The organism is Bartonella phoceensis, from assembly GCF_902825145.1.
In the GTDB taxonomy this organism is placed as follows: Bacteria; Pseudomonadota; Alphaproteobacteria; order Rhizobiales; family Rhizobiaceae; genus Bartonella; species Bartonella phoceensis.
On record NZ_CADEAD010000005.1, the window covers coordinates 22447 to 45488 of the forward strand.

The 23042-nt window shown below is 43.2% G+C and carries 26 protein-coding genes and 1 tRNA gene; 22 read left to right on the forward strand and 5 right to left on the reverse strand.

The window, feature by feature from the left end; all coding sequences use genetic code 11:
* Nucleotide 1: 1 nt before the first annotated feature.
* From J7R07_RS06155 to J7R07_RS06235, 18 genes are all read left to right on the forward strand, one after another.
* Nucleotides 2-496, forward strand: coding sequence for a phage virion morphogenesis family protein (locus J7R07_RS06155; RefSeq protein ID WP_208436004.1), 495 nt, complete (start codon nucleotides 2-4; stop codon nucleotides 494-496).
* The gene (locus tag J7R07_RS06160) at nucleotides 493-1014 is read left to right on the forward strand and encodes a hypothetical protein (RefSeq protein ID WP_208436005.1); all 522 of its coding nucleotides are present in this window, start codon (nucleotides 493-495) and stop codon (nucleotides 1012-1014) included. Before J7R07_RS06155 ends, J7R07_RS06160 begins: the two co-directional genes overlap by 4 nt.
* Nucleotides 1011-1604, forward strand: coding sequence for a phage baseplate assembly protein V (locus tag J7R07_RS06165; RefSeq protein WP_208436006.1), 594 nt, complete (start codon nucleotides 1011-1013; stop codon nucleotides 1602-1604). Before J7R07_RS06160 ends, J7R07_RS06165 begins: the two co-directional genes overlap by 4 nt.
* Nucleotides 1605-1616: 12 nt before the next feature.
* Nucleotides 1617-1817: a hypothetical protein gene (locus tag J7R07_RS06170; protein WP_183194505.1), complete on the forward strand. Its 201-nt coding sequence runs from the start codon at nucleotides 1617-1619 to the stop codon at nucleotides 1815-1817.
* Nucleotides 1818-1820: 3 nt separating this feature from the next.
* Nucleotides 1821-2207, forward strand: coding sequence for a GPW/gp25 family protein (locus J7R07_RS06175; RefSeq protein WP_208436007.1), 387 nt, complete (start codon nucleotides 1821-1823; stop codon nucleotides 2205-2207).
* Nucleotides 2194-3060 carry a baseplate J/gp47 family protein gene (locus J7R07_RS06180; protein WP_208436008.1) on the forward strand — a complete coding sequence of 289 codons (867 nt, stop codon included), beginning with the start codon at nucleotides 2194-2196 and terminating at the stop codon, nucleotides 3058-3060. Before J7R07_RS06175 ends, J7R07_RS06180 begins: the two co-directional genes overlap by 14 nt.
* Nucleotides 3060-4166 carry a phage tail protein gene (locus J7R07_RS06185; protein WP_208436009.1) on the forward strand — a complete coding sequence of 369 codons (1107 nt, stop codon included), beginning with the start codon at nucleotides 3060-3062 and terminating at the stop codon, nucleotides 4164-4166. Before J7R07_RS06180 ends, J7R07_RS06185 begins: the two co-directional genes overlap by 1 nt.
* Nucleotide 4167: 1 nt before the next feature.
* Entirely contained in the window at nucleotides 4168-7311 is a 3144-nt protein-coding gene (locus J7R07_RS06190; RefSeq protein ID WP_208436010.1) for a DUF4815 domain-containing protein, read from the forward strand.
* 13 nt (nucleotides 7312-7324) lie between these two features.
* The gene (locus J7R07_RS06195; RefSeq protein ID WP_208436058.1) at nucleotides 7325-8512 is read left to right on the forward strand and encodes a Bgr_08870 family protein; all 1188 of its coding nucleotides are present in this window, start codon (nucleotides 7325-7327) and stop codon (nucleotides 8510-8512) included.
* Nucleotides 8513-8522: 10 nt separating this feature from the next.
* Nucleotides 8523-8765 (forward strand): hypothetical protein, encoded by a 243-nt coding sequence (locus J7R07_RS06200; protein WP_208436011.1) that lies wholly within the window; start codon nucleotides 8523-8525, stop codon nucleotides 8763-8765.
* 165 nt (nucleotides 8766-8930) lie between these two features.
* Complete coding sequence (locus J7R07_RS06205; RefSeq protein WP_208436012.1) at nucleotides 8931-10220, forward strand: phage tail sheath C-terminal domain-containing protein; 1290 nt, start codon at nucleotides 8931-8933, stop codon at nucleotides 10218-10220.
* Nucleotides 10217-10735 (forward strand): phage major tail tube protein, encoded by a 519-nt coding sequence (locus tag J7R07_RS06210; RefSeq protein ID WP_183194498.1) that lies wholly within the window; start codon nucleotides 10217-10219, stop codon nucleotides 10733-10735. Before J7R07_RS06205 ends, J7R07_RS06210 begins: the two co-directional genes overlap by 4 nt.
* A gap of 9 nt (nucleotides 10736-10744) precedes the next feature.
* The gene (locus J7R07_RS06215) at nucleotides 10745-11164 is read left to right on the forward strand and encodes a hypothetical protein (RefSeq protein WP_208436013.1); all 420 of its coding nucleotides are present in this window, start codon (nucleotides 10745-10747) and stop codon (nucleotides 11162-11164) included.
* Nucleotides 11165-11295: 131 nt separating this feature from the next.
* Entirely contained in the window at nucleotides 11296-13638 is a 2343-nt protein-coding gene (locus J7R07_RS06220) for a phage tail tape measure protein (protein ID WP_208436014.1), read from the forward strand.
* A gap of 37 nt (nucleotides 13639-13675) precedes the next feature.
* Nucleotides 13676-13801 (forward strand): hypothetical protein, encoded by a 126-nt coding sequence (locus tag J7R07_RS08525; protein ID WP_281384549.1) that lies wholly within the window; start codon nucleotides 13676-13678, stop codon nucleotides 13799-13801.
* 13 nt (nucleotides 13802-13814) lie between these two features.
* Entirely contained in the window at nucleotides 13815-14300 is a 486-nt protein-coding gene (locus J7R07_RS06225) for a phage tail protein (protein WP_208436015.1), read from the forward strand.
* Nucleotides 14297-14551 (forward strand): tail protein X, encoded by a 255-nt coding sequence (locus J7R07_RS06230; protein WP_183194589.1) that lies wholly within the window; start codon nucleotides 14297-14299, stop codon nucleotides 14549-14551. The genes J7R07_RS06225 and J7R07_RS06230 overlap by 4 nt, the downstream gene beginning before the upstream one ends.
* Nucleotides 14542-15540 carry a phage late control D family protein gene (locus tag J7R07_RS06235; RefSeq protein WP_208436016.1) on the forward strand — a complete coding sequence of 333 codons (999 nt, stop codon included), beginning with the start codon at nucleotides 14542-14544 and terminating at the stop codon, nucleotides 15538-15540. The genes J7R07_RS06230 and J7R07_RS06235 overlap by 10 nt, the downstream gene beginning before the upstream one ends.
* Before the next feature lie 620 nt (nucleotides 15541-16160).
* On the opposite strand, the gene J7R07_RS06240 is transcribed toward J7R07_RS06235, so the two are convergent.
* Nucleotides 16161-16237, reverse strand: a tRNA-Met gene (locus tag J7R07_RS06240).
* Nucleotides 16238-16405: 168 nt separating this feature from the next.
* Here J7R07_RS06240 and J7R07_RS06245 point away from each other — a divergent pair.
* Together J7R07_RS06245 and J7R07_RS06250 are read left to right on the forward strand one after the other, a co-directional pair.
* The gene (locus J7R07_RS06245; RefSeq protein WP_208436017.1) at nucleotides 16406-17362 is read left to right on the forward strand and encodes a Gfo/Idh/MocA family protein; all 957 of its coding nucleotides are present in this window, start codon (nucleotides 16406-16408) and stop codon (nucleotides 17360-17362) included.
* Nucleotides 17363-17411: 49 nt separating this feature from the next.
* On the forward strand, nucleotides 17412-18530 hold the full coding sequence (locus J7R07_RS06250) for a DegT/DnrJ/EryC1/StrS family aminotransferase (RefSeq protein ID WP_208436054.1): 1119 nt from the start codon (nucleotides 17412-17414) through the stop codon (nucleotides 18528-18530).
* 250 nt (nucleotides 18531-18780) lie between these two features.
* Here J7R07_RS06250 and J7R07_RS06255 read toward each other — a convergent pair whose 3' ends face one another.
* Complete coding sequence (locus J7R07_RS06255) at nucleotides 18781-19428, reverse strand: hypothetical protein (protein ID WP_208436018.1); 648 nt, start codon at nucleotides 19426-19428, stop codon at nucleotides 18781-18783.
* A 26-nt stretch (nucleotides 19429-19454) separates the two neighbouring features.
* The gene (locus J7R07_RS06260) at nucleotides 19455-20051 is read right to left on the reverse strand and encodes a DUF1134 domain-containing protein (protein ID WP_208436019.1); all 597 of its coding nucleotides are present in this window, start codon (nucleotides 20049-20051) and stop codon (nucleotides 19455-19457) included.
* A 218-nt stretch (nucleotides 20052-20269) separates the two neighbouring features.
* Between J7R07_RS06260 and chpT the strand changes: the two genes are divergently transcribed.
* Nucleotides 20270-20908 carry a histidine phosphotransferase ChpT gene (gene chpT, locus J7R07_RS06265; protein WP_208436020.1) on the forward strand — a complete coding sequence of 213 codons (639 nt, stop codon included), beginning with the start codon at nucleotides 20270-20272 and terminating at the stop codon, nucleotides 20906-20908.
* Between the two features lie 211 nt (nucleotides 20909-21119).
* Here the strand turns inward: chpT and ctrA are convergent, their stop codons facing one another.
* Nucleotides 21120-21821, reverse strand: a complete 702-nt coding sequence (gene ctrA, locus J7R07_RS06270; RefSeq protein ID WP_208436021.1) for a response regulator transcription factor CtrA — start codon at nucleotides 21819-21821, stop codon at nucleotides 21120-21122.
* A 565-nt stretch (nucleotides 21822-22386) separates the two neighbouring features.
* Here ctrA and J7R07_RS06275 point away from each other — a divergent pair.
* Nucleotides 22387-22773 (forward strand): flagellar export protein FliJ, encoded by a 387-nt coding sequence (locus J7R07_RS06275; protein ID WP_208436022.1) that lies wholly within the window; start codon nucleotides 22387-22389, stop codon nucleotides 22771-22773.
* A 136-nt stretch (nucleotides 22774-22909) separates the two neighbouring features.
* On the opposite strand, the gene J7R07_RS08405 is transcribed toward J7R07_RS06275, so the two are convergent.
* The coding region (locus J7R07_RS08405; protein ID WP_246464864.1) for a DUF1153 domain-containing protein at nucleotides 22910-23042 on the reverse strand (133 nt) is incomplete at its 5' end.

The window sequence follows — 23042 nt, forward strand, 5'->3', positions numbered from 1 at the left end:
TATGTTTGTTGTAAGTCATATTGAGATTAAGGAAATGGGGCTTGAGGCGGCTTTATCCTTTTTGCAAAAGGGGGCTGAGAGCTCCATGGGAAGTTTGGCACAAGGGGTTGGGCGTCTCATCCAAGAGAGCACAAGGCGGCGGATTCAAAGCGAGAAAACTTCTCCTTACGGGGAGAAGTGGAAAAGGAATTACGCGCGCAGCTCTATTCTTTATGCCAGTGGGGCTTTGTCACGCTCGATTGATATGGTGGCATCACCGGAAAAGGTCGTTGTGGGCTCTGGATTAGTCTATGCGCGGATTCACCAATTGGGCGGGGTTATTCGCCCGAAAAACGCCAGTGCTCTTCGCTTTTGTCTCAGTAGTGGTAAGGCACACCGCTTTATTTGTGTGCGCCAAGTCACTATGCCAGCACGCCCTTATTTGGGGCTTTCAGAACACAATAAAGTGGAAATTGTCAAAGCAGCAGAAGATTGGCTGGGGAGAGTATTTTCATGAGTCAAACTGTCAAAAATGCTGGGCGTATTAATCAGTTTCGTGAGGCGGTGATACGGAGCCTTAAGGGTGCTTTGCCGGATGTGCGTGATTGCAGCTGTCAATTTGGGCGCTTTAATTTGGAAGAGCTTGAAACGCAGATGCTTGTAGTGCCGGCAATACGCGTTGCAGTGTTAGAGAGCCGCTTACATTGTGTAGCTTCTGGACAGATGCGTGCAGATCTTCATTTAGGGGCTTTTATTGTGACGGCGGGCAAAGAGCGTGATGTTCAAAATTGGCTTTTGGCAGAAGCACTTGCGGTGCTTTGCCATAGTGGGCAATTGTGGGGGCTAACGGGTTTGAGCGCTCCGCGGGATGTACAAATTGAACCGATTATCTCTGCGGCAATTAAACAGCGTGGTGTGTCGATAAGCGTGGTGGAATGGCACCAAGATTTGCATCATTTGGGATACGATATTTTTTGTGATGCGGGACAACTTAAAGCTGGGTTGATCTCATGGGACAATGAGGTGGGGGTATGAATGACGCACATCTCTTAAGTGATACCTTTCGACAAATCATGAAGCGTCTTGATGCGCTTGAGCGTTGTCTTGCCAACCAGCATATGCTTGGACGGGTTGCGCAAGTTGATGGTCATAGGGTGCGGGTGAAACTTTTCTCTGAGAGTGCCAATGGACAAGCGGTTTTATCGCCTTGGCTACAAGCGCAAGAAGCGGCGGGGGCTGTTTCCAGCAATATGCCCCTCCATGTTGGTGACCCGGTGCGGTTGTTAAACCCCCATGGTGAAATTGGTTCTGCCTCTCTGGTTGTACGCGATAGCTATAGTGAGGATATGCCTAATCCCGCACGCTCTTTTCAAGAGTTGGCGCTCTGTTATGCCGGTGGTGCTTTGCGCATCACAAAAGATGAACTTATTCTCTCCCATGGGGAAAACCAAATTCGTTTGAGTGCACAAGGTCTGGTGCTTTCTCATCAATCAACGCGTGTTGAATTAACGGGCAGTGTGCAGATTGAAGCAAAAGATTTACAGCACAATCAAAAATCTGTTGGTGCAGGCCATGTTCACGGTGGAGTCCAAATAGGTCCTTCCACAACCTCTTCCCCCCTTTAAAGGAGTTTTATCATGCGTGAGAACACTTATGTTATTTTAACCAATGCCGATTTTGTTGCTGGTCAACGTTCACCGGGAAAGGGTGAGGAAATTTGTTTAAGTGAAGAGGCAGCAAAATACCCTTTGCTGCTTGGTCAGATTGCTGAAAAACCAGCCCTTGTTGTTGCGGCGACCCCAACGGTTTCTACCACAAAGACAAGCAAAGGGGCTTAAAGCATGCGGTGCGGGATGAGCGAAAAGGATGGCTCTCTCTTGTATGGCTTTGCGCATTGCCAACAATCACTCCATAAATGTTTAATGACAAGGGTAGGAACACGGGTTTTGCGTCGCCATTATGGGTGTGATGTCAGAGAATTCCAAGACGCCAATGCTGATCCTGCAACGATTTTACGTCTTTATCAAGCTATTGCCTGCGCACTCGATGATCCAGAATGCGGAGAACCTGGGTTTTCATTGCAAAGAATTGATCTGAGCAAAGCAACGCGCGAGGGGACATTCCACTTTGTTTTAAGGGGCATTTTTTATCCCGATGGGCATTTGGGGGATTGGTCCCATGGGCAAGAGAGGCAATTTCCGCTAGAGGTCTGCTATGACAGAGTTTGAACATTTATCCCTTTCACAGCTTCCGCTACCACAAGTGATTGAAGAGCTTTCTGTTGAAAGGCTTTTAGAGCAAAAGATTAAGCGTTTAATGGATGTTTTTGCAGCCCATCATATTCCTTATAATGTGGAAAACACCGCCTATGACCCCGTGGTCATACAATTACAAGCGGCTGCTTATGAAGAGTTGCTGTTGCGCCAACGGATCAATGAAGTGGCACGGGATAATTTGCTTGAATTTGCGCGTGGGACAAGTTTAGACCATTTGGGGGATTTTCATGGGGTCACGCGCCTTTTGGATGAAGATGATGAGCGTTTGCGCCGCCGCATTCGCTTGAATAGACAAGGACATTCCACAGGTGGCACAGCGCCACGTTATCAATATTTTGCCCTCTCAAGCGATATCCATGTCAAAGATGCTTTTGTTTATCGTGAGGGTAAAAGTCCGCTTATTCATGTTGCGCTTTTTAGCGACGCTCCTTCAGGGGTGGCTGATGAGGCTTTAATTGCCAAGGTGCAAGCAGCTCTTGATGAGCCTCATGTTAAAATGACCAATGACCACATCTTTGTGAAAAGCGCGGTACAGCGGATGATCAATGTTTCTGCTGATTTTTGGTTGTTACCGGATGAAGGCTCCTTTGTTTTGGAAAGAGCGGAACAGAATTTAAGAGCAGAATGGGCGCGTGCGCAAAGGCTTGGGCGTGACTTGTCTTTAAGTTGGATACTAAGCCGCTTGATGGTTGAGGGCGTTCACCATGTGAACATAACGCACCCCTTTGAGGATATTTTGGTCGCACCGGATGAAGCTGTCGCACTAGGGGATATTGTCTTGTCTGAACGGGGGCGTGCTTATTGATGCTTTCCTCACTTTTGCCCCCAAATTCGAGCTTGTTTGAACGTTGTTTTGCAGAAGCAATGGCTCTTGACCCTCACGTTAAAATGGCACTCGAAGAAATACCCCGCGCGAAATTTATTACGCGTCCGCCTTCTTGGTTGCCCTTTTTAATAGACGAATATGGCTTACAAGAATTAAACCCTTATTTCTCTAACCTTTATGATTTAATTGATCAGGGTCTTGCATGGCAAAATATTCGCGGCTCCCTTGCGGCAATAGAGATAGGGCTTGAATGGCTAGGGATTTCGGCACGCTTTCAACCCACCTGGACGGGGCGAGCATGGTGGAATTCCTTTCAACTTGATTTTGATCAATTGCCTGAACAGAATTCTCTTGAAGCCATTGAAGCGATTGTGGGACGTTCCAAAAGTTTGCGCTCTGATTTTCGCCGTGGGACCTATGGTTATGATGTGGAAGCCATAGAGGGTGATATGTCACACCTTGATGACAGCATGCTGGATTTTGAGAGTGGCGTGCACTTAACAGCTGGGGACACTCTGTTTTCCTTTGGACGCACAACAGAAATTAATCACACGCTGACGAAAGAAGAAGGCACGTTGATTGGCAACTGGATTGATGATGTGGATGAGGAGTTAAGCTGGAACCAAATTGATTACCCTTGGGAGTTGGCAAATTTTCCTTGGTGTTCGGTCAAAAAGCACGAACGCGATATATTGATGGCAGAATGGTTCCAAAACCGTTCCCTTTATCTGGCTTTAAGAGATCTCGATAACGCTCTGATTGGGTTTCGCAGATGCTATGCTGTAGCGCCTGTTGAACGAGCTTTAGACGGTGTTTACAGCCATTGTGGCAACAGATTTAAGCCCTCGAAAACTGGCACCATGCTGTTTCTTGCAGCGCGCACAGATTTTGGGAATGTTGATGGCAAACAAACCGCCTCTGTTTCCCTTCTCGTTCATGCCACTCCAGCAGAACAGATACCTCCTGGCAAACTTTGGTGTGACGAGGGTGAACTAAATGAGGGTGTGGAGATTCTTAAAGCACCCGTCAATATTCCTTTGCGTGCTGATGTTCGCGAACAATTCAAGATTTTATTGAGGTTTTAACATGAAGCATGAAAGTGGTTTACCCTTTGCAATTGACAGATCAATCGGCAAAGAAGAGCAACAAAGCGTGGTGTTTTATGGACAGCGCCCTTTTCTTCAAGCGGGTGAACTCAATGAAGTTCAAACCATCATCAGGGGGCGTCATGACCGTTTGGGGCGCCTTGTGGCCAAAGAAGGAGACCGCGTTGAACGGGCTGATGCTTTTGTCAATAAAGACACAAAGACCGTGATGCTGACAGAGGGAAAGATTTATATAGCAGGTGATATTTTCCCTGTTTCAAAAGCTATTCTCAAGAATGTTTCCATGGTTGGGCGCTTGGAAATCGGTGTAAAATTGCAAAAGAAATGGGTAACTCATGAGGATGATCCAGAACTGTTGGGGCAAGTTCCAGGGTCCTTGGCAGAAGGAGAGCCCGGAGCCGCCCGTGAGATCGCAAAACTTGTCTGGGCTCTCAAAGATGATGACCAGCAAGGGACTTTTTTTCCGGTCTATATCTTACAAGATGGCGTTTTGATTGATCAAAAATCCCCCTCTCTGCTTGAACCAGCCATGCAGGCCATTGCGACGTACGACCGCGCCCATGGGCATTATATCGTGGGGGGATGCCGTGTAAGTGCATTGGGAGCAAATAACGGTTGCCAAGTCTTTAGTATTCAAGAAGGAGAAGCCAATATCAATGGTTTCAAGCGCAAACGCTTGGCAGCTTTGCGCCATGAAGAACTTGAGGATTTTGCGAAAGGGTTAGTGCCTAGCGAAACGCATATCTTTGCGCCAAAAGGAAAAGAACAAAGCTTTAGCTTTCAAACCTATTATGCTCCCATTGCGGAGATAAAATCGCTGTTACTGACAAAGGAAAAAACCGTCACGATAACCCGTGGTGCGATTGCCGCTGGGCGTGATGGTGTTCCTGATAAAAGTATCACCGCGTTTATTAAAGTTGTTCAGGGCAACAAAGAGTTTAAAGAAGGAACGGATTTTAAGAAAACAGGAGACAGCATTGATTGGGCTCCCATGGGAGATGAACCTGCTCCGGGGAGCAGCTATAAGGTGACTTATCGTTACCGTTCAAAAATCACGGCTGATAAGGTAAGTGCGCAGGAAATTACCGTCTCAGGTGGGGCCGATGGCGGTGATATCATTGTGAGTTACACTTACAAATTGCCCCGCATTGACCGTATTGGATTAAATACAGGAGGTGATGTTGTTTATATCAAAGGGGTTTCCTCAGACCACCCTATAGCCCCCAGTGTTCCTGATGATGTGTTGTCCCTTGCAACCATTACCAACAATTGGCTTGAAACGCCGGTTGTGGTCAATGATGGCACACGGGTTGCCCCCTATGATGAAATGTGGCGCTATTTTCAACGGGTGCTTTCGCTTGACCGGTTGATGCAATTAGAGCGTATTAAAAGCAATGTTGATGCAAAAGAACCCGTTGCTAAAAAAGGCATATTTGTCGATCCCTTTCTGGATGATTCTTACCGCGATGAAGGTTTTTTCCAAACAGGCGCTGTTGGCAATGGTATTTTACAGCTTGCCATTGACCCAACATTCTATACTGCTCCTTTAAAAGCACCTGTCACCCTTGACTGGACAAATGAAGTGATCATTGCACAAGAATTGACAACGGCTTGTGAAAAAATCAATCCCTATCAAAATTTTGCCTCTCTCCCCGGCACGGTTACATTAATCCCTGCGACAGATTTTTGGCATGTGCAACGTACCGATTGGCTCTCAAGTGTGACCAATCAATTGAATATGGGCTGGAACCGTGGCAGAAGCATCCGTAAAACGGAAATCAGTGATGATTTGGTACGTACAACCAAAGAACAAATTGATTTTCTAAGACAAATTAAGTTGAACTTTAAGATTGAAGGTTTTGGCAAAGGAGAAATTTTGGAAAGCCTTACCTTTGATGGTGTGGATGTTTTACCAAAGAGCCGCCTCGTTGCCGATAGTAAAGGCACCCTTGAAGGCACTTTCACGATTCCACAAAATATCACTGCTGGGACAAAAAGCGTTGTGGCACGGGGGAAAGGTGGAACAATGGCGACAGGTCTTTTTACCGGTCAAGGTGTGATTGATGTGAAGGTAATGCGGCGCACCACTACGGTGAAGATATGGACGAAATTTGATCCGCAAGCACAAGTTTTTATCCCCGATGAAACACGACAAATAACCGGTATTGACTTTCATCTTTGTAAAATCGGTAATCAAAACCATGATCTGGTGATTGATTTGGTCACCACCGAAAATGGCTATCCCACCGCTGATATCCAAGCACAAAGTTTTTATTCCATGAAGGACGCAAAGGTAGGATGGGCTGAGGCACGCTACGAAGTTCCCCTGTTAATCCCTAATGATCGTCTCACGGCTTTTGTGATTAAAACCGATGATGCTAATCATTCCGTCTCATTGGCAAAGCTTGGAGATTTTGATAAAGAACACCAAAGATACGTCTCAAGCCACCCTTACGTGACGGGACCACGCTTTTCTTCTGTCAATGCGCAAAGCTGGACTGCTCATCAAGATGAGGCATTGGCTTTTCGTGTGTTAGCGGCGCGCTATACACAAACGGAAAAACTTGTCGATTTAGGCAGCTTTGATCTTGTTGATTGTTCTGATCTACAAGTGCGTGCAGCCATTGAATTGCCTTCGAGCGCGTGTTCTGTCATCTTTGAAATTGAAAGAAACAATGGCACAATTTATCAACTGCTCCCCTTTCAGTTGCTAAGTCTTACCGAATATATCAGTGAAAAGGTTCATCTTCGTGCTATTCTTAAAGGCACAGAGAAACTCTCACCAGTTTTGTTTGCGCCTGTTCAGTTGATTGCAGGGAAAATCCATAAGGAAGCCACCTATGTCACGCGTGCTTTTGCCTTTGGTGAAAAGGCGCGTCTTACCAGCTATATCAAAACATTTTTGCCGGGCGGTTCAACTCTTTCACTGGAGATGCAGCTGGATGACGGCGCTTTTAGTCCTCTCACCTTAGACGAAACAGAACAATTATCCGAGCCCCTTTGGACAGAGCAAAAATTTATGAGCAGTGACAAAACAGCCAAACAAGCACGTTTAAAACTCACGCTTACGGGTGGTCCATCCGCGCGTTCCATGGCGAGTGATTTTGGCGCTGGCATATTGTGATGGGAGAAAACAGATGGAAAAAACAAAAAAGCTAAAGATGGAATTGCCCAAAGAAGGACGTTTTATTAGTTCTGAATTCCCAATTTTGCGGGAAAATTTGGGCAAAATTGATCAAGCAATAGCAGATATTGAGAAAAAGGTAGATGGAAAAGCGGCTATACAGCATAGACATGCCATAAGTGATGTTACAGATCTTGAAGCAACTCTCAAAGATAAAATGCCAGCGGATAGAATTTTTTCATTTTCTGATTTAAGTGATGTAGAGGGTACCCAAGATGCAGCCAACAATTATATTCTCTACAAAACAAGCAACAATAAATTTACTTTCGGCAGTGCGATATCCTTGTTAGGTCCGCACCAACATAAAACGAAAGATATTGTAGGTCTAGACGAATTCCAAGCCAAAATTAATGAAGATCTGACAACCTATTATACGAAAAGTGAAATAGATCAATTAATAGCTTTATTAAGCAAAAAACCTGTCGAAATCCTCATGACAGAAAGTGGCCCCATTCCATTCCCTGAAGGTGTGACCGATGATACAGAAGTTGAAATATGGGCATGGGGAGGCGGCGGCGGAGGAGGCGGTGATGGTGGCAATAATAAAAACGGAGGAGGAGGTGGTGGTGGAGGTCAACACGCGCGTGTTAAAATTAAAGTGTCTGATCTAAAAAAATCGCAAACAGTTCAAATTGGTCGTGGTGGATCTGGTGGCAGAAGCAACGGAAATTGGGGTGGAGATACAATTATCAAAGGTATTATTTGCGCAGGTGGAGGTGGCTATGGTGGTGGCAATGACAACACTCCTGGTGGCTACGCGAATGCCTATGGCGATCGCGGTAATGGAGGGATAGGCGGATTAGGAGGTAAAGGAGGAGGCACTTGGAAAAATAATCAACAAGATGGTCCGCAAAATGAGAGTTTTATTTTTTCCGGTGGCGATGGTGGTGCCGGTGGCGGTACAAACGGTAATGATCATGGAGGCCATGGTGGAAACAGTATTTATGGCGGTGGCGGCGGTGGCGGCGGTGGCAAAAATAATAGCAAAGGCGGTTACGGTGGCAATAATGGGGGAGGTAATGGTGGTGATTACGGTGCTAACGGCGGTGGCGGTGGCGGCGGATATTTTCGTGGAAAAGATGGGAGTAAAATTGGCGGTGACGGTGGAGACGGAGCTATCTTGTTGAAATTTTTTATATAGGAGTTTTTTTATGGACTATGCAGTTGTTGAAAATGGTGTGGTAACGAACATTATCGTAGCCTCAGAAGATTATGTTCACGGCTTTGACGGGGAAGCTATTCCTTCACATGAAGCACAAATTGGCTGGACTTATAAGGACGGAGTGTTCTCTCCTCCCGTATTGGATAAAAACAAAAAACAATCCGCATCTGGGCAACCAGCAGAGAAAGACGCAATCATAGAGCCACCTATAGGGGAGCCACAAAAAAGGTAAATAAGCTAAGTTATAGGAATGCTTGTTGTATAAGCGGACTTTGTATGATTTGTCCTTTTATTGCTCTTTTAAAGCCCTTTTAAAGGACTTTTTTTGACTGACACTGTCAGGCTTATGAGAGAGGATGAGTGTTGTTATGGTCTCTTCATTGATTTGGAGAGCAAAATGGCAACAGAATTTAATCATGGTATTCGCCTCATTGAGGATGGTCAAGCTTCTCGCCCTTTAGAGATGTTTAGCCAAACTGCCATAGGGGCGGTTGTGACAGCCCCTGATGCGGATACACAAACCTATCCCCTTAATGAGCCCGTGTTGGTCTTTACTCATGAGACAGAGAAAATCCAAAAGCTTGGGACAAGAGGAACAGCCCTTGATGTTATCAATGCCGTGCGCGCGCAAGGGATTGAGGCACAAGTGATCCTTGTGCGGGTAGAAGAAAAGTCAACCATTGCTGAGACACAAGCCGAAATGGTGGGGTCAAGTGTTGCTTTAACCGGTGTTCATGCGCTAAAACATGCTAGAGGGCATTTAGGTGTGGAACCTGGAATTCTTTTAGCACCGGCTTATAGTGCAGGGCGCCTTGATAATGCTAAAAATCCGCTAGCAGATGCTTTAGAACAGGTTGCTGAAAAGCTACAAGCCATTGCCGTGTTCGATACGGGGGGCAAAAATACGGAAGAAAGCCTTGCCTTTCGCGCGGATTTTTCCTCACGCTTTTGTTATCTGATTGATCCCTTTGTGCGGGTAGCAGATAGTGATGGTGGTGTTAGTGTTAAACCAGCAAGTCCTTTTGCTGCGGCGATGTTTATCAAACGTGATAAGCAAAGGGGCGGTGTTTTTTGGTCTCCTTCCAACCAAGATGTCAAAGGTATTTTAGGCACAGCGCGCCCGATTAGCTACTTTGATGGGGAAATTGATCATGAGGCTAATCGTCTCAATCAAGCTGATATTGCCACCTTTATTCCCGCCCGCCTTAGCCAAAATGCTCATGGGAAAACTGCTGCCAATGGGCGCATTTTATGGGGCAACCATACCACTTCGAGTGATCCACTCTGGCGTTTTGTCAATGTGGTGCGTACCCGCGCAGCCTTGGAAAAAACCATTATTAACAATTTACGTCCTTGGGCCAATGACGAGAATCTGACCGGTCAACATGTCATTGCCATTACCCGCAGCCTTACACAGTTTCTTGATGACATGATTGCGCGCGGTGCGCTTTTAGGGGGGCGGGTTTGGTTTGACCGTGATTTGAATTCAAACAGCAATTTGCAATTGGGAAAATTGCGGGTGGAATTTGATGCAGAAGAAGTGCCCCCTCTCGAAGACTTAAGCTTTGGAAGCCGGCGCAATGGTGCTTACTTTAATCGGCTCTCTGAAGATATCCAAAATAAAATGACCTATGCATTTGGCGATACGCTTGACACCTATCGCAAGGCAGCAAGGAGTGATGTATGACTTTAAGAATTGTTCGTGGTTTTACCCTGATTGTTGATGATGATGTCAATCTTCATCTTGATCTTGAAACGCTCAAACTTCCCACGTTGGAAGAAATCACCGAAACCTATCAACCAGGGGGCTCTGACATGCAAATTGATGTGAGTGGTCTTGGTGTGAAAGCTTTGAGCTTGCAAATGAAAATCCGCAGTCACACCCCAGAAATCATCGGTATCTTTGGTGGTCCTCCTGGTCTTCGTCATAAATTTACCGGCAAAAAACATGTGGTGTCTGAAGAAGATGGTCGCGAGCATGAACATTCCATTGATGTTACAGGGCGCTTGGTCAAAGTCGATAGCGAAAGCTTAACGGCTGGAAAAGCAACAGGCTATGATTGCGAGATCAAGAATGTTTGGGATTACACAGAATTTTGGGATGGCTCTGTTTTACATCGTTTCTCGTTTAAACGGGGTGGTTGGCTCGTGCGCAATGGGCAAGATATTGGTGGGCGTCGCCGTTCTATACTTAATTTATAGGAATTGATCATGACAAGTTTAACAAGTTTACAAACCAGTATTGAGGTGGAATTGCAGGTTCCCATTCTGTACCAAGACAGTGAGGGTAGGCAAGCGACACGGCATAAATTGACTTTTTATCGCCCCACCTTCAAACATGCCAAGCAATTGTCTGTGCTGATTGGACCACAGTTGACAGAGCTGCTTGTACCTGAATTTGCAGAGCAAAAAAAACCTAGCAATGATGTTCTCATTCTTAAGCTTTCACAAGTTTTGTTTACCCATGAGGCGACAGAAGGTATTACAGCGCTTTTGGCAGAGATGTCTCATGAATCTGTTGAACTTATTGATCGTCTTGATGTTGTTGATCTTGTGGCAGTGTTTAAGGCTTTTTTTGCTTTTTTTACGCAACGCCAATCCCCTATGCTGGACAATTTGGAGCAGAGCTAGCTCTTTATTATCACTGGTCGGCTCTAGAGATTAACCAGATGGATTGGCTCGATGTTGTCTCCTATCGCTATGAATTAGCTCGCCTGAAAGCCCAAGAATATGAAAGCTAAATGTTAGGATGAGATGCGATCATGGATGTTTCCCTTGTTGTGCGTTTTGTGAATCATCTGCAAGAGGGGATTGCCTCTGCCAAGCGAGACCTTGCAGCTTTCAGTAGCGATGTTGCGCATTTCCAAAACAAGACAAGGCAACACTTTAAAAATTGGTTTGACCCTAAGCACTTGAAGGAAGCCACAGCCAATGCGGAAAATGCTTTTATCCATGCACGTGGTCGTATGGTAGGAGCCATTGGCCAAACCGCAACCTTAATTGCTCCGCTCTATAAAGCCATGCAATTTGATCAATCGATGAAAGGCTTGGAAAAGGTTCTGGATGCCCCCCTTAATCGCTTAAAGGAATTGCGCCGTTTTGCTTTGGAAACCTCTACCAAAATCCCTCTCGCCGCCCGTGAAGTTTTAGAACTGATGACCAGTGCCAGCCAAGCAGGAATTGGCGAACAAGATTTAGAAGCTTTTAGTGTTTATGCTGCCAAGGCAGCAGTTGCTTTTGATATGAGCGGGGATCAGATTGGTGAGCGCTTTGCCAAATTGCGCAATGTCTTTAAGCTTAATCAAGCAGGCATTGAAGATTTAGGGGATGCTATCAATCATCTCTCTAACCACATGGCAGCAAAGGCCAGTGAAGTTTCTGATTTTACCAATCGTGCCACCGGTGCAGCAACTATGTTTAAGTTGACAGCCCGCGAAACAGCAGCATTTGGTACAGCGATGATTTCTGCTGGGATTGTCCCAGAGAGTGCAGCGCGTGGTTTTAATGCCATGAGTGCGCGCATTCAAGCAGGGGGCAAGCATATTGAAGATGCTTTTGCCAATATTGGGCTTTCCCGCGAAAAATTCATGGAAGATCTGGACAAAGATGCCACCGGTACTTTGGTGCGCTTTTTTGATGTGTTGGGCAAATCAGAACAGGGTATGCGTTCGCTGATTGCCATTGCTGGGCGAGACTTTACCGGTGATTTTGCTAAATTGGTTGGCAATCCCGAACTGTTAGGGAAAGCTTTAGAGTTTGTAAAAGATCCACAAGTCTTTAAAGGTTCGGTAGAACAAGAAGCTGATAAACAAGCAACGGGCGCTATGCGGCAATTTGAACTTTTGCAAAACCGTATTGTGGCTTTGGGGATTACCATTGGTGAAGTGTTGTTGCCCCCCCTCAACAGTTTGATGGAAAATGTTGGTGGTTTTATCAATGTTCTTATGGCGTGGGCGAATGCTCATCCCACTTTAACAAGCGCCATTATCAAAACCATTGCCGCTCTGATGGCTTTTAATATTGCTTTGCGTGTGTTGCGCTTTACTTTTGCTGGCACACGTCTTGGGATTCTTCAATTGATCACGTCTTTTATCAAGATGGGTGCTGTTAGTCGTGGTCTTGCTGCAAGTTGGCGCAGGCTCTTGGCTTCAGGGCGCTCACTGGGCTTGCTAACCGCGGGTCTTGGGGCAAGTTCACTTCAGCTCTTGCGTCCCATGACTTTACTCGTGGCTGCGTTTCGGGGAGTAGCCGTCTCAGGTGCAGCATTGGTGAGTAGCTTTGGTTTTGTTGGAACAGCAATAGAAATGGTTGGAACCGGTATTGCCGCCGTTGTGGGGGCTATTTTTACCCCAATAGGGGCTTTGGTTGCCGCTGTTGTGGCTGTCATTATGGCGGCTGGCTTTGCTTTGTGGAAATATTGGGATCGTTTTTCTTCCTTTGTCAAAGGTTTTGCACGGGGGCTAATACGCGCTTTTGGGCATGCCTTTGAAGCCGTCATGCGCTTTTTTGGTGCCGATACCACCACCATCACCAAATGGAAAAACATCATTGCTGCTGCCTTTGATTTCTCTGCCCATTGGCAAAAGTTCAAACAGGGACTTAGCGCTGTTGGCAAATGGTTTGGCAATGTGTGGGAGGGCTTTAAACAAAGCCTTTCCAACTTTTGGAGCTGGTTGGGGAGCTTTTTTGCCCGCGAAAAGCTCTCTGAAGATGCCAAAGCAGGTATGGAACAAGCAGGGGAAGACTTGGCCAGTTGGATTGTCGATGGCTTTATGGGGACCATCACAGGCTTGATGGATTTTTTTAAATCTTTGCCCAGTTGCATAAAGGGCTGGATTGGATCGATTGATTTATCCAACCTGTTTCATTTGCCAAGTTGGCTTGGGAGCAAAACAACCATTCAACCCATAGCACAATTTGCAGGTCATTCTTATGCCAATCACTTGGGCTTAGAGCAAAGAGAAAAAGACCGCTCCGCCATCACCCACACTCAAAATGTTACGGTGCATGTCAATGGCGCGCGTGATCCCATTGCCACTGGTCGTGCGGTTACTCACGCCATTCAACGGGCACGCGCCAATGCCCTCCATGGAGGGACCGAATAATGGCAGGAAGGCAATGAGGGGAGGGACACACAAACTTATGTATCGCACTCAAAATGTTACGGTGCATGTCAATGGCGCACGTGATCCCATTGCCACTGGTCGTGCGGTTACTCACGCCATTCAACGGGCACGCGCTAATGCATTGCATGAGGGAATAGAATAATGGGAGGGAGCCTATGAGAGATCCTTTGATGATGTTAGGTCCCCATCTCTTTTATGTGGATTGGCTGAATTTCCAATCCTTTGAGGAAGAGTTCTCTGCCTCATGGGTTTGCCTAGAGCGTTTTGGCAGGTCGCCCGGTTTGCAATTTACTGGTTATGGTAATGATCCCAAAACCATCCACGGGGTATTGTTTCCAGAAGAATTTGGAGACCGTGCAGCTCTTGATGCCATCACCAGAACCATTCGTGCAGCCAAACCCGTTCAGATGATTCGTTGGCTGAGTGATAATGGCTATAGTGCCATTCTCCATGGTTCTGTGGTGATCACCAGTATCACGAAAGACCACGACTATATTAGCCGCTCCGGTCAATCGGGGCGTATTCGCTATGCGATCAGTCTCTTGCCCTTTTTTAATGGCGGAAAACCGCAAGGACAATACCAAGTTGGACAATATCAAGAGGGATATGATCAATATTCCCAAGGAGGAGAAACGCCATGAAGATACCAGAAAAGCACCTTGTTGTAACACTAGAGGATATGAGTCTTGATCTGATCTGCTTTCAACATGCCATGGCTGTGTTAGGAGCTAAATCTCAAGTTGGTTTCCTTAAAGGGTATTTAGAAGCTACACTTGAAACCAATCCGGGTATTGCAGGATATGGAGCTCTGTTGCCACGAGGCTTAAAAGTCATTCTGCCTGAGTTTGTCTGCCAAGAAAAGAACAGCGTGGTCAAGCGGCTATGGGACTAATGCGTACACATCCCTTTATTGAGGTGAGGGTGGGGGAGAGGCTTGTTCATGAGGTTTTTTACCAGCGTCTTTTAACGGCAACCATCACCGATCATGCAGGCAATGAAGCCGATACATTTGAAGCCGAGTTTGATGATAGTGGCCATGATTTAGAGGTTCCTGCACGCAACAGTACCCTACAGGTCACCTTTGGCTATGAGAACAGTATTCGTGCCTTTATGGGGCGTTTTGTTGTTGAGTCGGTTATCAGTTTTGGTGGGAGTGATGGAGAGATTTTGCGCCTTTGTGGCAAAAGCGCTTCGATGCAGAAAGAACTTAAAGAACAGGCGAGTGAACATTTTGACCACCAAACCATTAGCGAGATCGTTGAGACACTTGCTAAACGTCATGGTTATCAAGCAAAGGTCAGTCCCCAGTTTACCAAACAAACTCTTCCTTATGTGATTCGCACAAATCAATCTGCTGTTGACTTTTTAACTCGTCTTGCCGATCGCATGCAGGCGCGTTTTTTGATCAAAGACCATAAGTTTTTATTTTTAAGCGGGGACAATTTACCAGCCCTCACCCTCCATCAACATGACTGTTCTAGTTGGGAATTCACATTAGAGCCACGTACGCAATATGGCATCATTGAAGCTTCTTATTTTGATCGTTCAAAAGGGCAACAGTGCCAAGTCAAGCATCAAACAGGTTTTAGCGGTCCTGTGCGTCGTCTGCGGACTTGCTACCCTTGTGAAGAGGAAGCACGAGCTGCCGCCGCCTCCGAGTCGGACAGGCTGTGTCGTGCTGTAGGCAGTGGCTCCTTAACCTTAGAAGGACGCCCTGAAATCATGGCCGATCAACCTCTGCTCCTACAAGGGTTTCGTGGAGAAATCAATGGACCATGGAAAGCCGCTACCGTCACCCACAGCTATGAAAAACAAAGCGGATACATCACACAAATCACCCTCAAAGCTCCAAACAAGGGAAAAGAGGCAGGAGAAAAATAAACCTTGGAGAGACAGAAAATCAAAGGGTAATGTTTACCCTTTGATTGGTGATGAAGGGCATTTAGAGGAATAGGTGCAAGTTGCACCAATTGCTAAAACGAGAAATAGGATCAAGTTGATCCAATTGCATGAGTACAGCAATAGGGTAATGTTTACCCAATTCCTCAAAGGAGCAATGGTGCAAACATTGCACAATTGCATACTGAAGAGCAATTTGGTCAAGTTGACCGAATTCCTTAAACGCTTCTCTTTTTAATAATGTCCTGATTAATAATGTCCTGAATAATGTGCTTAGGATACAGAAAAATCATCAGTCAATTTATGCTAAAAGAGGTGAATACATCTTATATACGCTTTATATACACTGCTTCTCAAATAATACGATTCCAACTCAATGATTGATCATCAAAAATTGCGATTTTGAGCAGAAAAGAAAAAGAGGCTTTAAATGATCTTTGAAAGGCCTTTGAAGACCCTTTGAGAACCCCTTAAAAACTCTTTGAAAAAAAATAAATTGGTACAAAACCTAGTGGCAAAATATACAAAACCTGCCGTCAAGCTACATATACAAAACCTGCTGGTAAACTACAGGTATATTTCAAAAATTACTCTGAAAAGAATGGTAGCGGAGGAGGGATTTGAACCCCCGACACAAGGATTATGATTCCTCTGCTCTAACCTACTGAGCTACTCCGCCGAAATTGATAAATATGATTATCAACTTATCTCATCTTTTGCGGATATAAGAGGTAGAATAGTAAGATGTCAAGCATCGTTTTTAAGCTTTTTGCTTGTCATTCTATTTTATCCTCGATATGGAGTATAGGGAAATTTTTTATATGATGAGGTGAGGTAAGGCATAAAAATGATGCCACGTGTAGCGGTTTTAGGATGCGGTTATTGGGGTGGAAATCATATACGAACGCTCCAGAGTCTTGGAGCTTTAGTAGCAGTTTCTGATGTTAATGCTAACCGTGCCGCAAGTTTTGCAAATATGTATGGCGTGGCCGTTGTTGCGCCTGATGATCTTTTTACGCATAACGGTATTGATGCGTTGGTGTTCGCGTTGCCTCCACAATTCCATACGGCAAATGTTATACGTGCTGTTCAAAATGGTAAAGATGTCTTGGTTGAAAAACCCATTGCCCTCAATGTCGCTGATGCTGAACGTCAAGTGCAGGTTGCAAGCCAATACGAACGGATTTTTATGGTAGGTCATATTTTACGTTTTCATCCTGCTTTTGAAAAAATGTGTGAATTGGTGGAAAAGGGAGAACTGGGAGATGTGCGCTATATTTATTCCCACCGGTTAGGATTTGGAAAATTTCATATACAAAGTGACGCTTTATGGGATCTGGCGCCTCATGATCTTTCAATGATTTTGGCTTTGACAGGATGTGAACCCTCGGAAATTCGAGGGGAGGGGGCTGCTGTCATTGATCAGTGTTCTGATTTTGCTCATATTCATATGACTTTTCCAAATGATGTACGGAGTCATCTTTTTACTTCACGCTTGAGTCCCTATCGTGAAAGACGTTTAACTGTTGTCGGTACAAAGGCCACGCTCGTTTTTAATGATATGGAGCCATGGAATCGTAAATTGGCGTTACACCGTTTTGCCGTTTGGAAAGAGAAAAAAGAGTGGGCTTTTAGCACTGATGAGTTGAATTACATTGATGTTTGTGAAGATTTGCCACTTACTTGCGAATTGCAGCATTTTCTTCATTGTATTAAAACGCGTCAATCGCCTCGCACAAATGGCGATGATGCTGTTGCTGTTTTACGGATTTTAACTGCTGCTAGTATCAATTATCATCGATAAAAGAAATCAGTAGTGCTTTTGCATTATTATGATGACCAATGGAGTTAATATGCAATTCATCGATCTTGGGGCGCAGCGTGCGCGTATTGAAGACAAAATTAATTCTGCAATTGCGCATGTGGTCGCCAGTGGTAAATATATTTTGGGGCCAAAAGTAACAGAGTTTGAAGAGCGATTGGCAGAGTATCTTGGTATTAAACATGTGATTGCCTGTGCCAATGGGACTGATGCGTTGAAGATGCCTCTTATGGCTCAAAATATTGGTCCAGGGGATGCTGTTTTTTGCCCAAGCTTTACATTCTGTGCTACTGCTGAAGTGGTTGCATTGGTGGGTGCTGAACCTGTTTTTGTTGATGTTTTGCCTGATACATTCAATATTGATGTTGAAAAGCTTTGTACTGCAATCGAAATGATTAAAAAAGAGGGACGCCTTAAACCAAAGGCAATTATTGCTGTTGATTTATTCGGGCTTCCTGCTGATTATGCACAAATTGCTAGCGTGGCGGAAAAAGAAAACCTTTTTGTTATTGAAGATGCTGCTCAATCAATGGGAGGAAAAGGCGATAATATTATGTGTGGGGCTTTTGGAGATGTGGCCGCGACGAGTTTTTATCCTGCAAAACCATTAGGGTGTTATGGCGATGGAGGTGCTATGATGACCAATGATGATAATTTGGCAGCGCTGTTACGTTCTATTCTGTTTCATGGTAAAGGTGAAACACAATATGACAATGTCCGTATCGGTATGAATTCGCGTCTAGATGCCATTCAGGCTGCAATTTTGCTGGAAAAGTTTGTTATCTTCGAGGATGAAATAGAAAAGCGTGTAGCCATTGCTCAATATTATTCCAATGGTTTAAGAGATATTGTTACGGTTCCGGAAGTGGCAGAGAATATTCGCTGTGCCTATGCACAATATACTATTAAGGTACAGGAGCGTGACAAATTAAAGGGCTATTTACAGAAAAAATCTATTCCTACAATGGTTTATTACAAGACTCCCTTGCACCAACAGCAAGCTTATAAACATTTTCCTTATGTAAAAGATTCTCTTTCCGTTTCTGAGTCTTTAGGAGACTGTGTGTTAAGTTTACCGATGCATCCTTATTTGACGCAAAATGATCAGGATATCATTATCCAGCAAATAAGAGATTTTTATCATTCTTAAGAAAATATTTCTCTGTTTTAAGCTATTAAAGAGTAAGTTTTATCTTGGTTATATTTCTCGGAAGGTATTTTGGGGTTTGTTATGAAAGAACAAAATTAAAATCGGAGACTTTGCTATAAAGAGAAGAGTGCAATATTGAAGGCATGTCTTATGTTTTTTCGCGCTATGGCAATGAAAACGTGTTTCTCATGCAAGATACGCTTATCTTTTATTTATCTGGGTATTTATTTGAGCCGCTTTACAAGTCAATTTATGTAAGAGGTGTTTTTTTAGTGCAGGTTATTTTCTTGCGAATGCGCGATGCGAGGTCGTCTTTGCTTTTGGAATCTTGAACTAATGTTTTGATAGGAGATGCTTCTCCCTCTTGTAAGGCTATTTGAGCAGCTAATGTTGCCGCTAATTCCTTTGTTTCTTCACGTAGTTCATCTAGGAGCTGAAGATGATTCTTGGTGTTGGGATCATTGGTTTGCATTTTTTGTAAACGTTGCTGATAATGTGCGATTTTTTCACGCATAGTTCTAATTTCCATTATGAAAGTGTTTGTTGCGAAAGCACTTTGTTCGTTCGCAATAGCTTTTTTGGAGGAGGAAGAAATGTCTTGTGGAAGACATAATCGATAAAGCTGCTCTGTTAACTGGCTCACTTGTATTTTCTGTTGGGCATATTTTTGTTGCAAAGAAGCGTATTTTTGTTCGTTGTGGGCTAGTTTTACAGCATGTTGTGCACAGAGAAAATCATGGTTTGCTTGTATTTCAGTGTAGGATAACGGCATTTGTGTAGATGTAAATTTATGCGCAAAATGAACAGCTTTTCGCCAAATAAGAGGGGCGAAAAGCACCAGTAGCCAGGAAGTAAAGGCTACTCCAAGAATAAAAAAAAGAAACGATTGAATAAGCATAAATTTCCTTTTCAATAAGATTACATTTAAAATGGATTCCATGTCGGTGTGGGGGTTAATTTTAAATACCCTACATTGATACCGAGCCGTGCGCCAATTCCTGTACGTATTGGAATTAATAAAGTATTTTTGTGTTTAAGGACATGAAAACCAACACCTGCAATTAAATAGGCCGAACCTGCAATACCACCATAGCGTCCCCATAAATTATTTATACTATTAAGATCGTAAACTAAGACCATTAAACGGGAACCTTGTCCGCCAAAATCCCATCCCACAGAGGGTCCTTGCCAAAAAACTTTATGCTGACCATAGGTTTTTGTAAAAAGTGTTCCTTCGCCATAAGTTAATCCAGCAAAAAAAGCACCAGAAGCTTCTTCTCCTAAAATGTAGGCATTTGGATAACCGTATCGGGAAAAGATATTTTGAATTGCTACCGCTATACCGCTGGTAGTTTTTCCAAAAAAAGTATGACCGGAATCGATAATTTCTTGTAGCGAATAATGTGGTTCGTTTTGGTCTATTGGTCGAGGTTGAGCATTTGCAATGTTTATAATGACCAATAAAAGGAAGGTGAAAAATACAATGTTTTTGTACCAGCGTTTTGGAAGAAAGAGAGCCATAGAGTTTTTCCCTTTTATTAGTTACAAACAAAAAGATAATATTAGGATTTATATTCTATTCAAATAAAAAAAGAGGATGTGAGGTTATTAAAATTCCTGAATTTGTTTCTGAAAAATTTAGTGTGATTGTGAAATTTTCCTATATGTGTGCATTGGATATTAAGAGTTTTTCTTTAAAATAAAGCTTATTTTTAAAATTTTGGGAGTTCTCAAGAATTATGATGTTAGCTATTTCTTTAAAGCCTATGGATTTTGCTGCTTTGCTTTGTAGCCGTATTTGCCATGATTTGATTTCACCTGTTGGCGCTATTCAGAATGCAATGGAGCTCTATGATGAAGGAGGGGCTGAAGAGGATGCTTTACAATTGGTGCGTTGGTCTGTTGCCAATGCTTCTGCACGTCTACAATTTGCACGCTTAGCCTTTGGTTTTGCAGGAGCTAGTGGGGGACAAATAGATACACGTTCTGCTGAGCAGGTTGCGCAGCAATATATGAGGGAAGAAAAAGCAATTTTAAAATGGCAAGCTTCTTCTCTCCTTTTACCAAAAAATGAAGTTAAACTTTTGCTTAATTTGTTATTGATTGCAAATGCAACAGTTCCTCGTGGGGGAGAAATTCTTGTGATGATTTTACAGGAGGAAGATAAACGTTCTTTTCGATTTGAGATCTGTGGTAAAAATTTGCGTATTCCTTCTCATTTTATTGCGTTATATAATGGAAATGTTCAAGAAGAACTGATTGATGCCCATGTCATCCAATTTTATTACACAGTATTACTCGCTGAAATGACAGAAATGAAAATAAACATCGATAAAACGGACAATTGTATTATTTTGGAAAGTGTAAAGAAATTCTAAATAAAATGAAGACAATTGAGCCATGTTAGGAAAAATGGCTTAAATTATATCCGTGAACGACAAAATAATATCCGTAAATGAGAGTTTTGGATTTTTTAAGCTTTAAGTATTTTCTCTACAAGAGATTTTCATGTGCGAACCTTTATAGTACAACAGAGAAAAAATCTCGGCCCGCTACACTCCGAGATTTTACAATGTGCATTTTCATTGTTTAAGCGGTTTTACGTACGTTCTCTTCAACTGGATCACGTAACACATATCCACGTCCCCAAACAGTATCAATGTAGTTTACACGAGAAGAGACTGCTTCCAATTTCTTCCGTAGTTTACAGATAAAAACATCGATAATTTTAAGTTCTGGTTCATCCATTCCACCGTAGAGATGATTGAGAAACATTTCCTTAGTAAGGGTCGTACCCTTGCGTAGAGAGAGAAGCTCTAGCATTTGATATTCTTTACCAGTCAAATGAACAGGACGTCCAGCAACTTCGACTGTTTTTGCATCGAGATTAACAGTAAGATCGCCAGTAACAATAACCGATTGTGCATGCCCTTTCGAGCGACGAACAACTGCATGAATACGCGCAATGAGCTCATCCTTGTGGAAGGGTTTTGTCATATAGTCATCTGCACCAAAGCCAAAACCACGGACCTTGTCTTCAATGGCGTTCATGCCTGAAAGGATGAGGACAGGGGTTTTTATTTTTGCCAATCTTAGGGTCCGTAAAACATCATATCCTGACATATCAGGGAGATTCAGATCAAGTAAAATGATATCGTAATCATAAAGCTTTCCTAAATCGACTCCTTCTTCACCTAGATCAGTGATATAAACATTAAAGTTTGCTGATTTGAGCATTAACTCAATGCTTTGAGTCATTGCTTTGTCATCTTCAATTAATAATACGCGCATTTTAGATCCCTCACTTTGCTCCTTACGAATCAAAAGAAGCACTCTCATTTTATAACAGTTGATAAAACCACTGTTTATAAAAAAATTCATAAAATCAAACACTTATTAACAAAAAGTGTTTATGAACATTTCAGTAGTACGCGTAACAATCACCACCGAATTCCCCACTATCTACAATAGTGGTTAACAAAATATTTTTATTTTTAAAAGAGGTTACAAAATTATTTTAGAAAAATCGCATATTTTTTAGCGCAATGAAAAGTGAAATGCCTTCTACATTAAAACATAACTTTAAAAAAATATTATAATATATTATTTTAAATTACTTTTTTACAATTTTTTGTTTATTTACTGAGCCTTAAATCTCTTCGTTCTATAGTGGAGGTGAAAAGTGAAAAAATGGTTATTCCTCTTTAAAAGTACGTTGTGTTTGCAGGTGCTTTAAGAAAAGGCAGAAAATTATAGTTTCGAATTAGAAAATGAACTGTTTTCATCAGAGGAAGTATCACTGAAAATAGATGTAAGGATGCGAATTTTAGGTTGGCGTAATCAAGGAGTAGTGAGTATGAAGCCACGGGAAAGTATAGTACGATTGAGGATGTTCCAAATACGTGGGAAGCGTCGTGAAATTGCACAACTTGAGATAATGATCGCAGAATTTGAGCGAATGGTGCTAGAATTGGAAGCACAAATTATTAATGAAGAACGTAAATCTGGGAACAATGATGTTCACCATTTTGCTTATTCTGCCTTTGCTCGTGCAGCACGGCAGAGGCGCGATAATCTTATAAATTCGATTCGTGATTTGCAACTTCAAAAAACAAATGCTGAAATTTCTCTCCATGAAGTCAATACAGAACTGCAACGCGTAAAGCTTCTTGAAGCACGGGAAAAGAAGGCGTCAGCAGATGATGAGGGTGATTTAATGCCATCTAACTCTATGACTGGATAAGAAAAGCTAGAGTTTGAAAACAAGATCTTTGATATCCTTATGTGCTGAGAACACAAAAAAAACAGCCAAACTCTCATCAAGTTTGGTTGTTTTAAAAATATCTTTTAAGCCTTTATCAAAGCATTATCAATGGCAACTAATGCCTGTAATGTTGAATTCTAGTCGTTCGTAATCCAGCTAAACCGTGTTTATCTATTAAACTTTGCCATGAAAGAAACTCTTCTACGGTCAAAGTATAGCGTCGACACGCTTCATCAAGACTTAACAAC

Bases quoted from the DNA above. Each gene is read 5' to 3' on its own strand.
- chpT (WP_208436020.1), top strand. From the start codon at position 20,270: ATGATGTTAGCTATTTCTTTAAAGCCTATGGATTTTGCTGCTTTGCTT.
- J7R07_RS06185 (WP_208436009.1), top strand. From the start codon at position 3,060: ATGCTTTCCTCACTTTTGCCCCCAAATTCGAGCTTGTTTGAACGTTGT.
- J7R07_RS06170 (WP_183194505.1), top strand. From the start codon at position 1,617: ATGCGTGAGAACACTTATGTTATTTTAACCAATGCCGATTTTGTTGCT.
- J7R07_RS06230 (WP_183194589.1), top strand. From the start codon at position 14,297: ATGAAGATACCAGAAAAGCACCTTGTTGTAACACTAGAGGATATGAGT.
- J7R07_RS06215 (WP_208436013.1), top strand. From the start codon at position 10,745: ATGACAAGTTTAACAAGTTTACAAACCAGTATTGAGGTGGAATTGCAG.
- J7R07_RS06155 (WP_208436004.1), top strand. From the start codon at position 2: ATGTTTGTTGTAAGTCATATTGAGATTAAGGAAATGGGGCTTGAGGCG.
- J7R07_RS06220 (WP_208436014.1), top strand. From the start codon at position 11,296: ATGGATGTTTCCCTTGTTGTGCGTTTTGTGAATCATCTGCAAGAGGGG.
- J7R07_RS06190 (WP_208436010.1), top strand. From the start codon at position 4,168: ATGAAGCATGAAAGTGGTTTACCCTTTGCAATTGACAGATCAATCGGC.
- ctrA (WP_208436021.1), bottom strand. From the start codon at position 21,821: ATGCGCGTATTATTAATTGAAGATGACAAAGCAATGACTCAAAGCATT.
- J7R07_RS06200 (WP_208436011.1), top strand. From the start codon at position 8,523: ATGGACTATGCAGTTGTTGAAAATGGTGTGGTAACGAACATTATCGTA.
- J7R07_RS06175 (WP_208436007.1), top strand. From the start codon at position 1,821: ATGCGGTGCGGGATGAGCGAAAAGGATGGCTCTCTCTTGTATGGCTTT.
- J7R07_RS06160 (WP_208436005.1), top strand. From the start codon at position 493: ATGAGTCAAACTGTCAAAAATGCTGGGCGTATTAATCAGTTTCGTGAG.
- J7R07_RS06195 (WP_208436058.1), top strand. From the start codon at position 7,325: ATGGAAAAAACAAAAAAGCTAAAGATGGAATTGCCCAAAGAAGGACGT.
- J7R07_RS06260 (WP_208436019.1), bottom strand. From the start codon at position 20,051: ATGGCTCTCTTTCTTCCAAAACGCTGGTACAAAAACATTGTATTTTTC.
- J7R07_RS06255 (WP_208436018.1), bottom strand. From the start codon at position 19,428: ATGCTTATTCAATCGTTTCTTTTTTTTATTCTTGGAGTAGCCTTTACT.
- J7R07_RS06275 (WP_208436022.1), top strand. From the start codon at position 22,387: ATGAAGCCACGGGAAAGTATAGTACGATTGAGGATGTTCCAAATACGT.
- J7R07_RS06180 (WP_208436008.1), top strand. From the start codon at position 2,194: ATGACAGAGTTTGAACATTTATCCCTTTCACAGCTTCCGCTACCACAA.
- J7R07_RS06235 (WP_208436016.1), top strand. From the start codon at position 14,542: ATGGGACTAATGCGTACACATCCCTTTATTGAGGTGAGGGTGGGGGAG.
- J7R07_RS06210 (WP_183194498.1), top strand. From the start codon at position 10,217: ATGACTTTAAGAATTGTTCGTGGTTTTACCCTGATTGTTGATGATGAT.
- J7R07_RS06165 (WP_208436006.1), top strand. From the start codon at position 1,011: ATGAATGACGCACATCTCTTAAGTGATACCTTTCGACAAATCATGAAG.
- J7R07_RS06250 (WP_208436054.1), top strand. From the start codon at position 17,412: ATGCAATTCATCGATCTTGGGGCGCAGCGTGCGCGTATTGAAGACAAA.
- J7R07_RS08525 (WP_281384549.1), top strand. From the start codon at position 13,676: ATGTATCGCACTCAAAATGTTACGGTGCATGTCAATGGCGCACGTGAT.
- J7R07_RS06225 (WP_208436015.1), top strand. From the start codon at position 13,815: ATGAGAGATCCTTTGATGATGTTAGGTCCCCATCTCTTTTATGTGGAT.
- J7R07_RS06205 (WP_208436012.1), top strand. From the start codon at position 8,931: ATGGCAACAGAATTTAATCATGGTATTCGCCTCATTGAGGATGGTCAA.
- J7R07_RS06245 (WP_208436017.1), top strand. From the start codon at position 16,406: ATGATGCCACGTGTAGCGGTTTTAGGATGCGGTTATTGGGGTGGAAAT.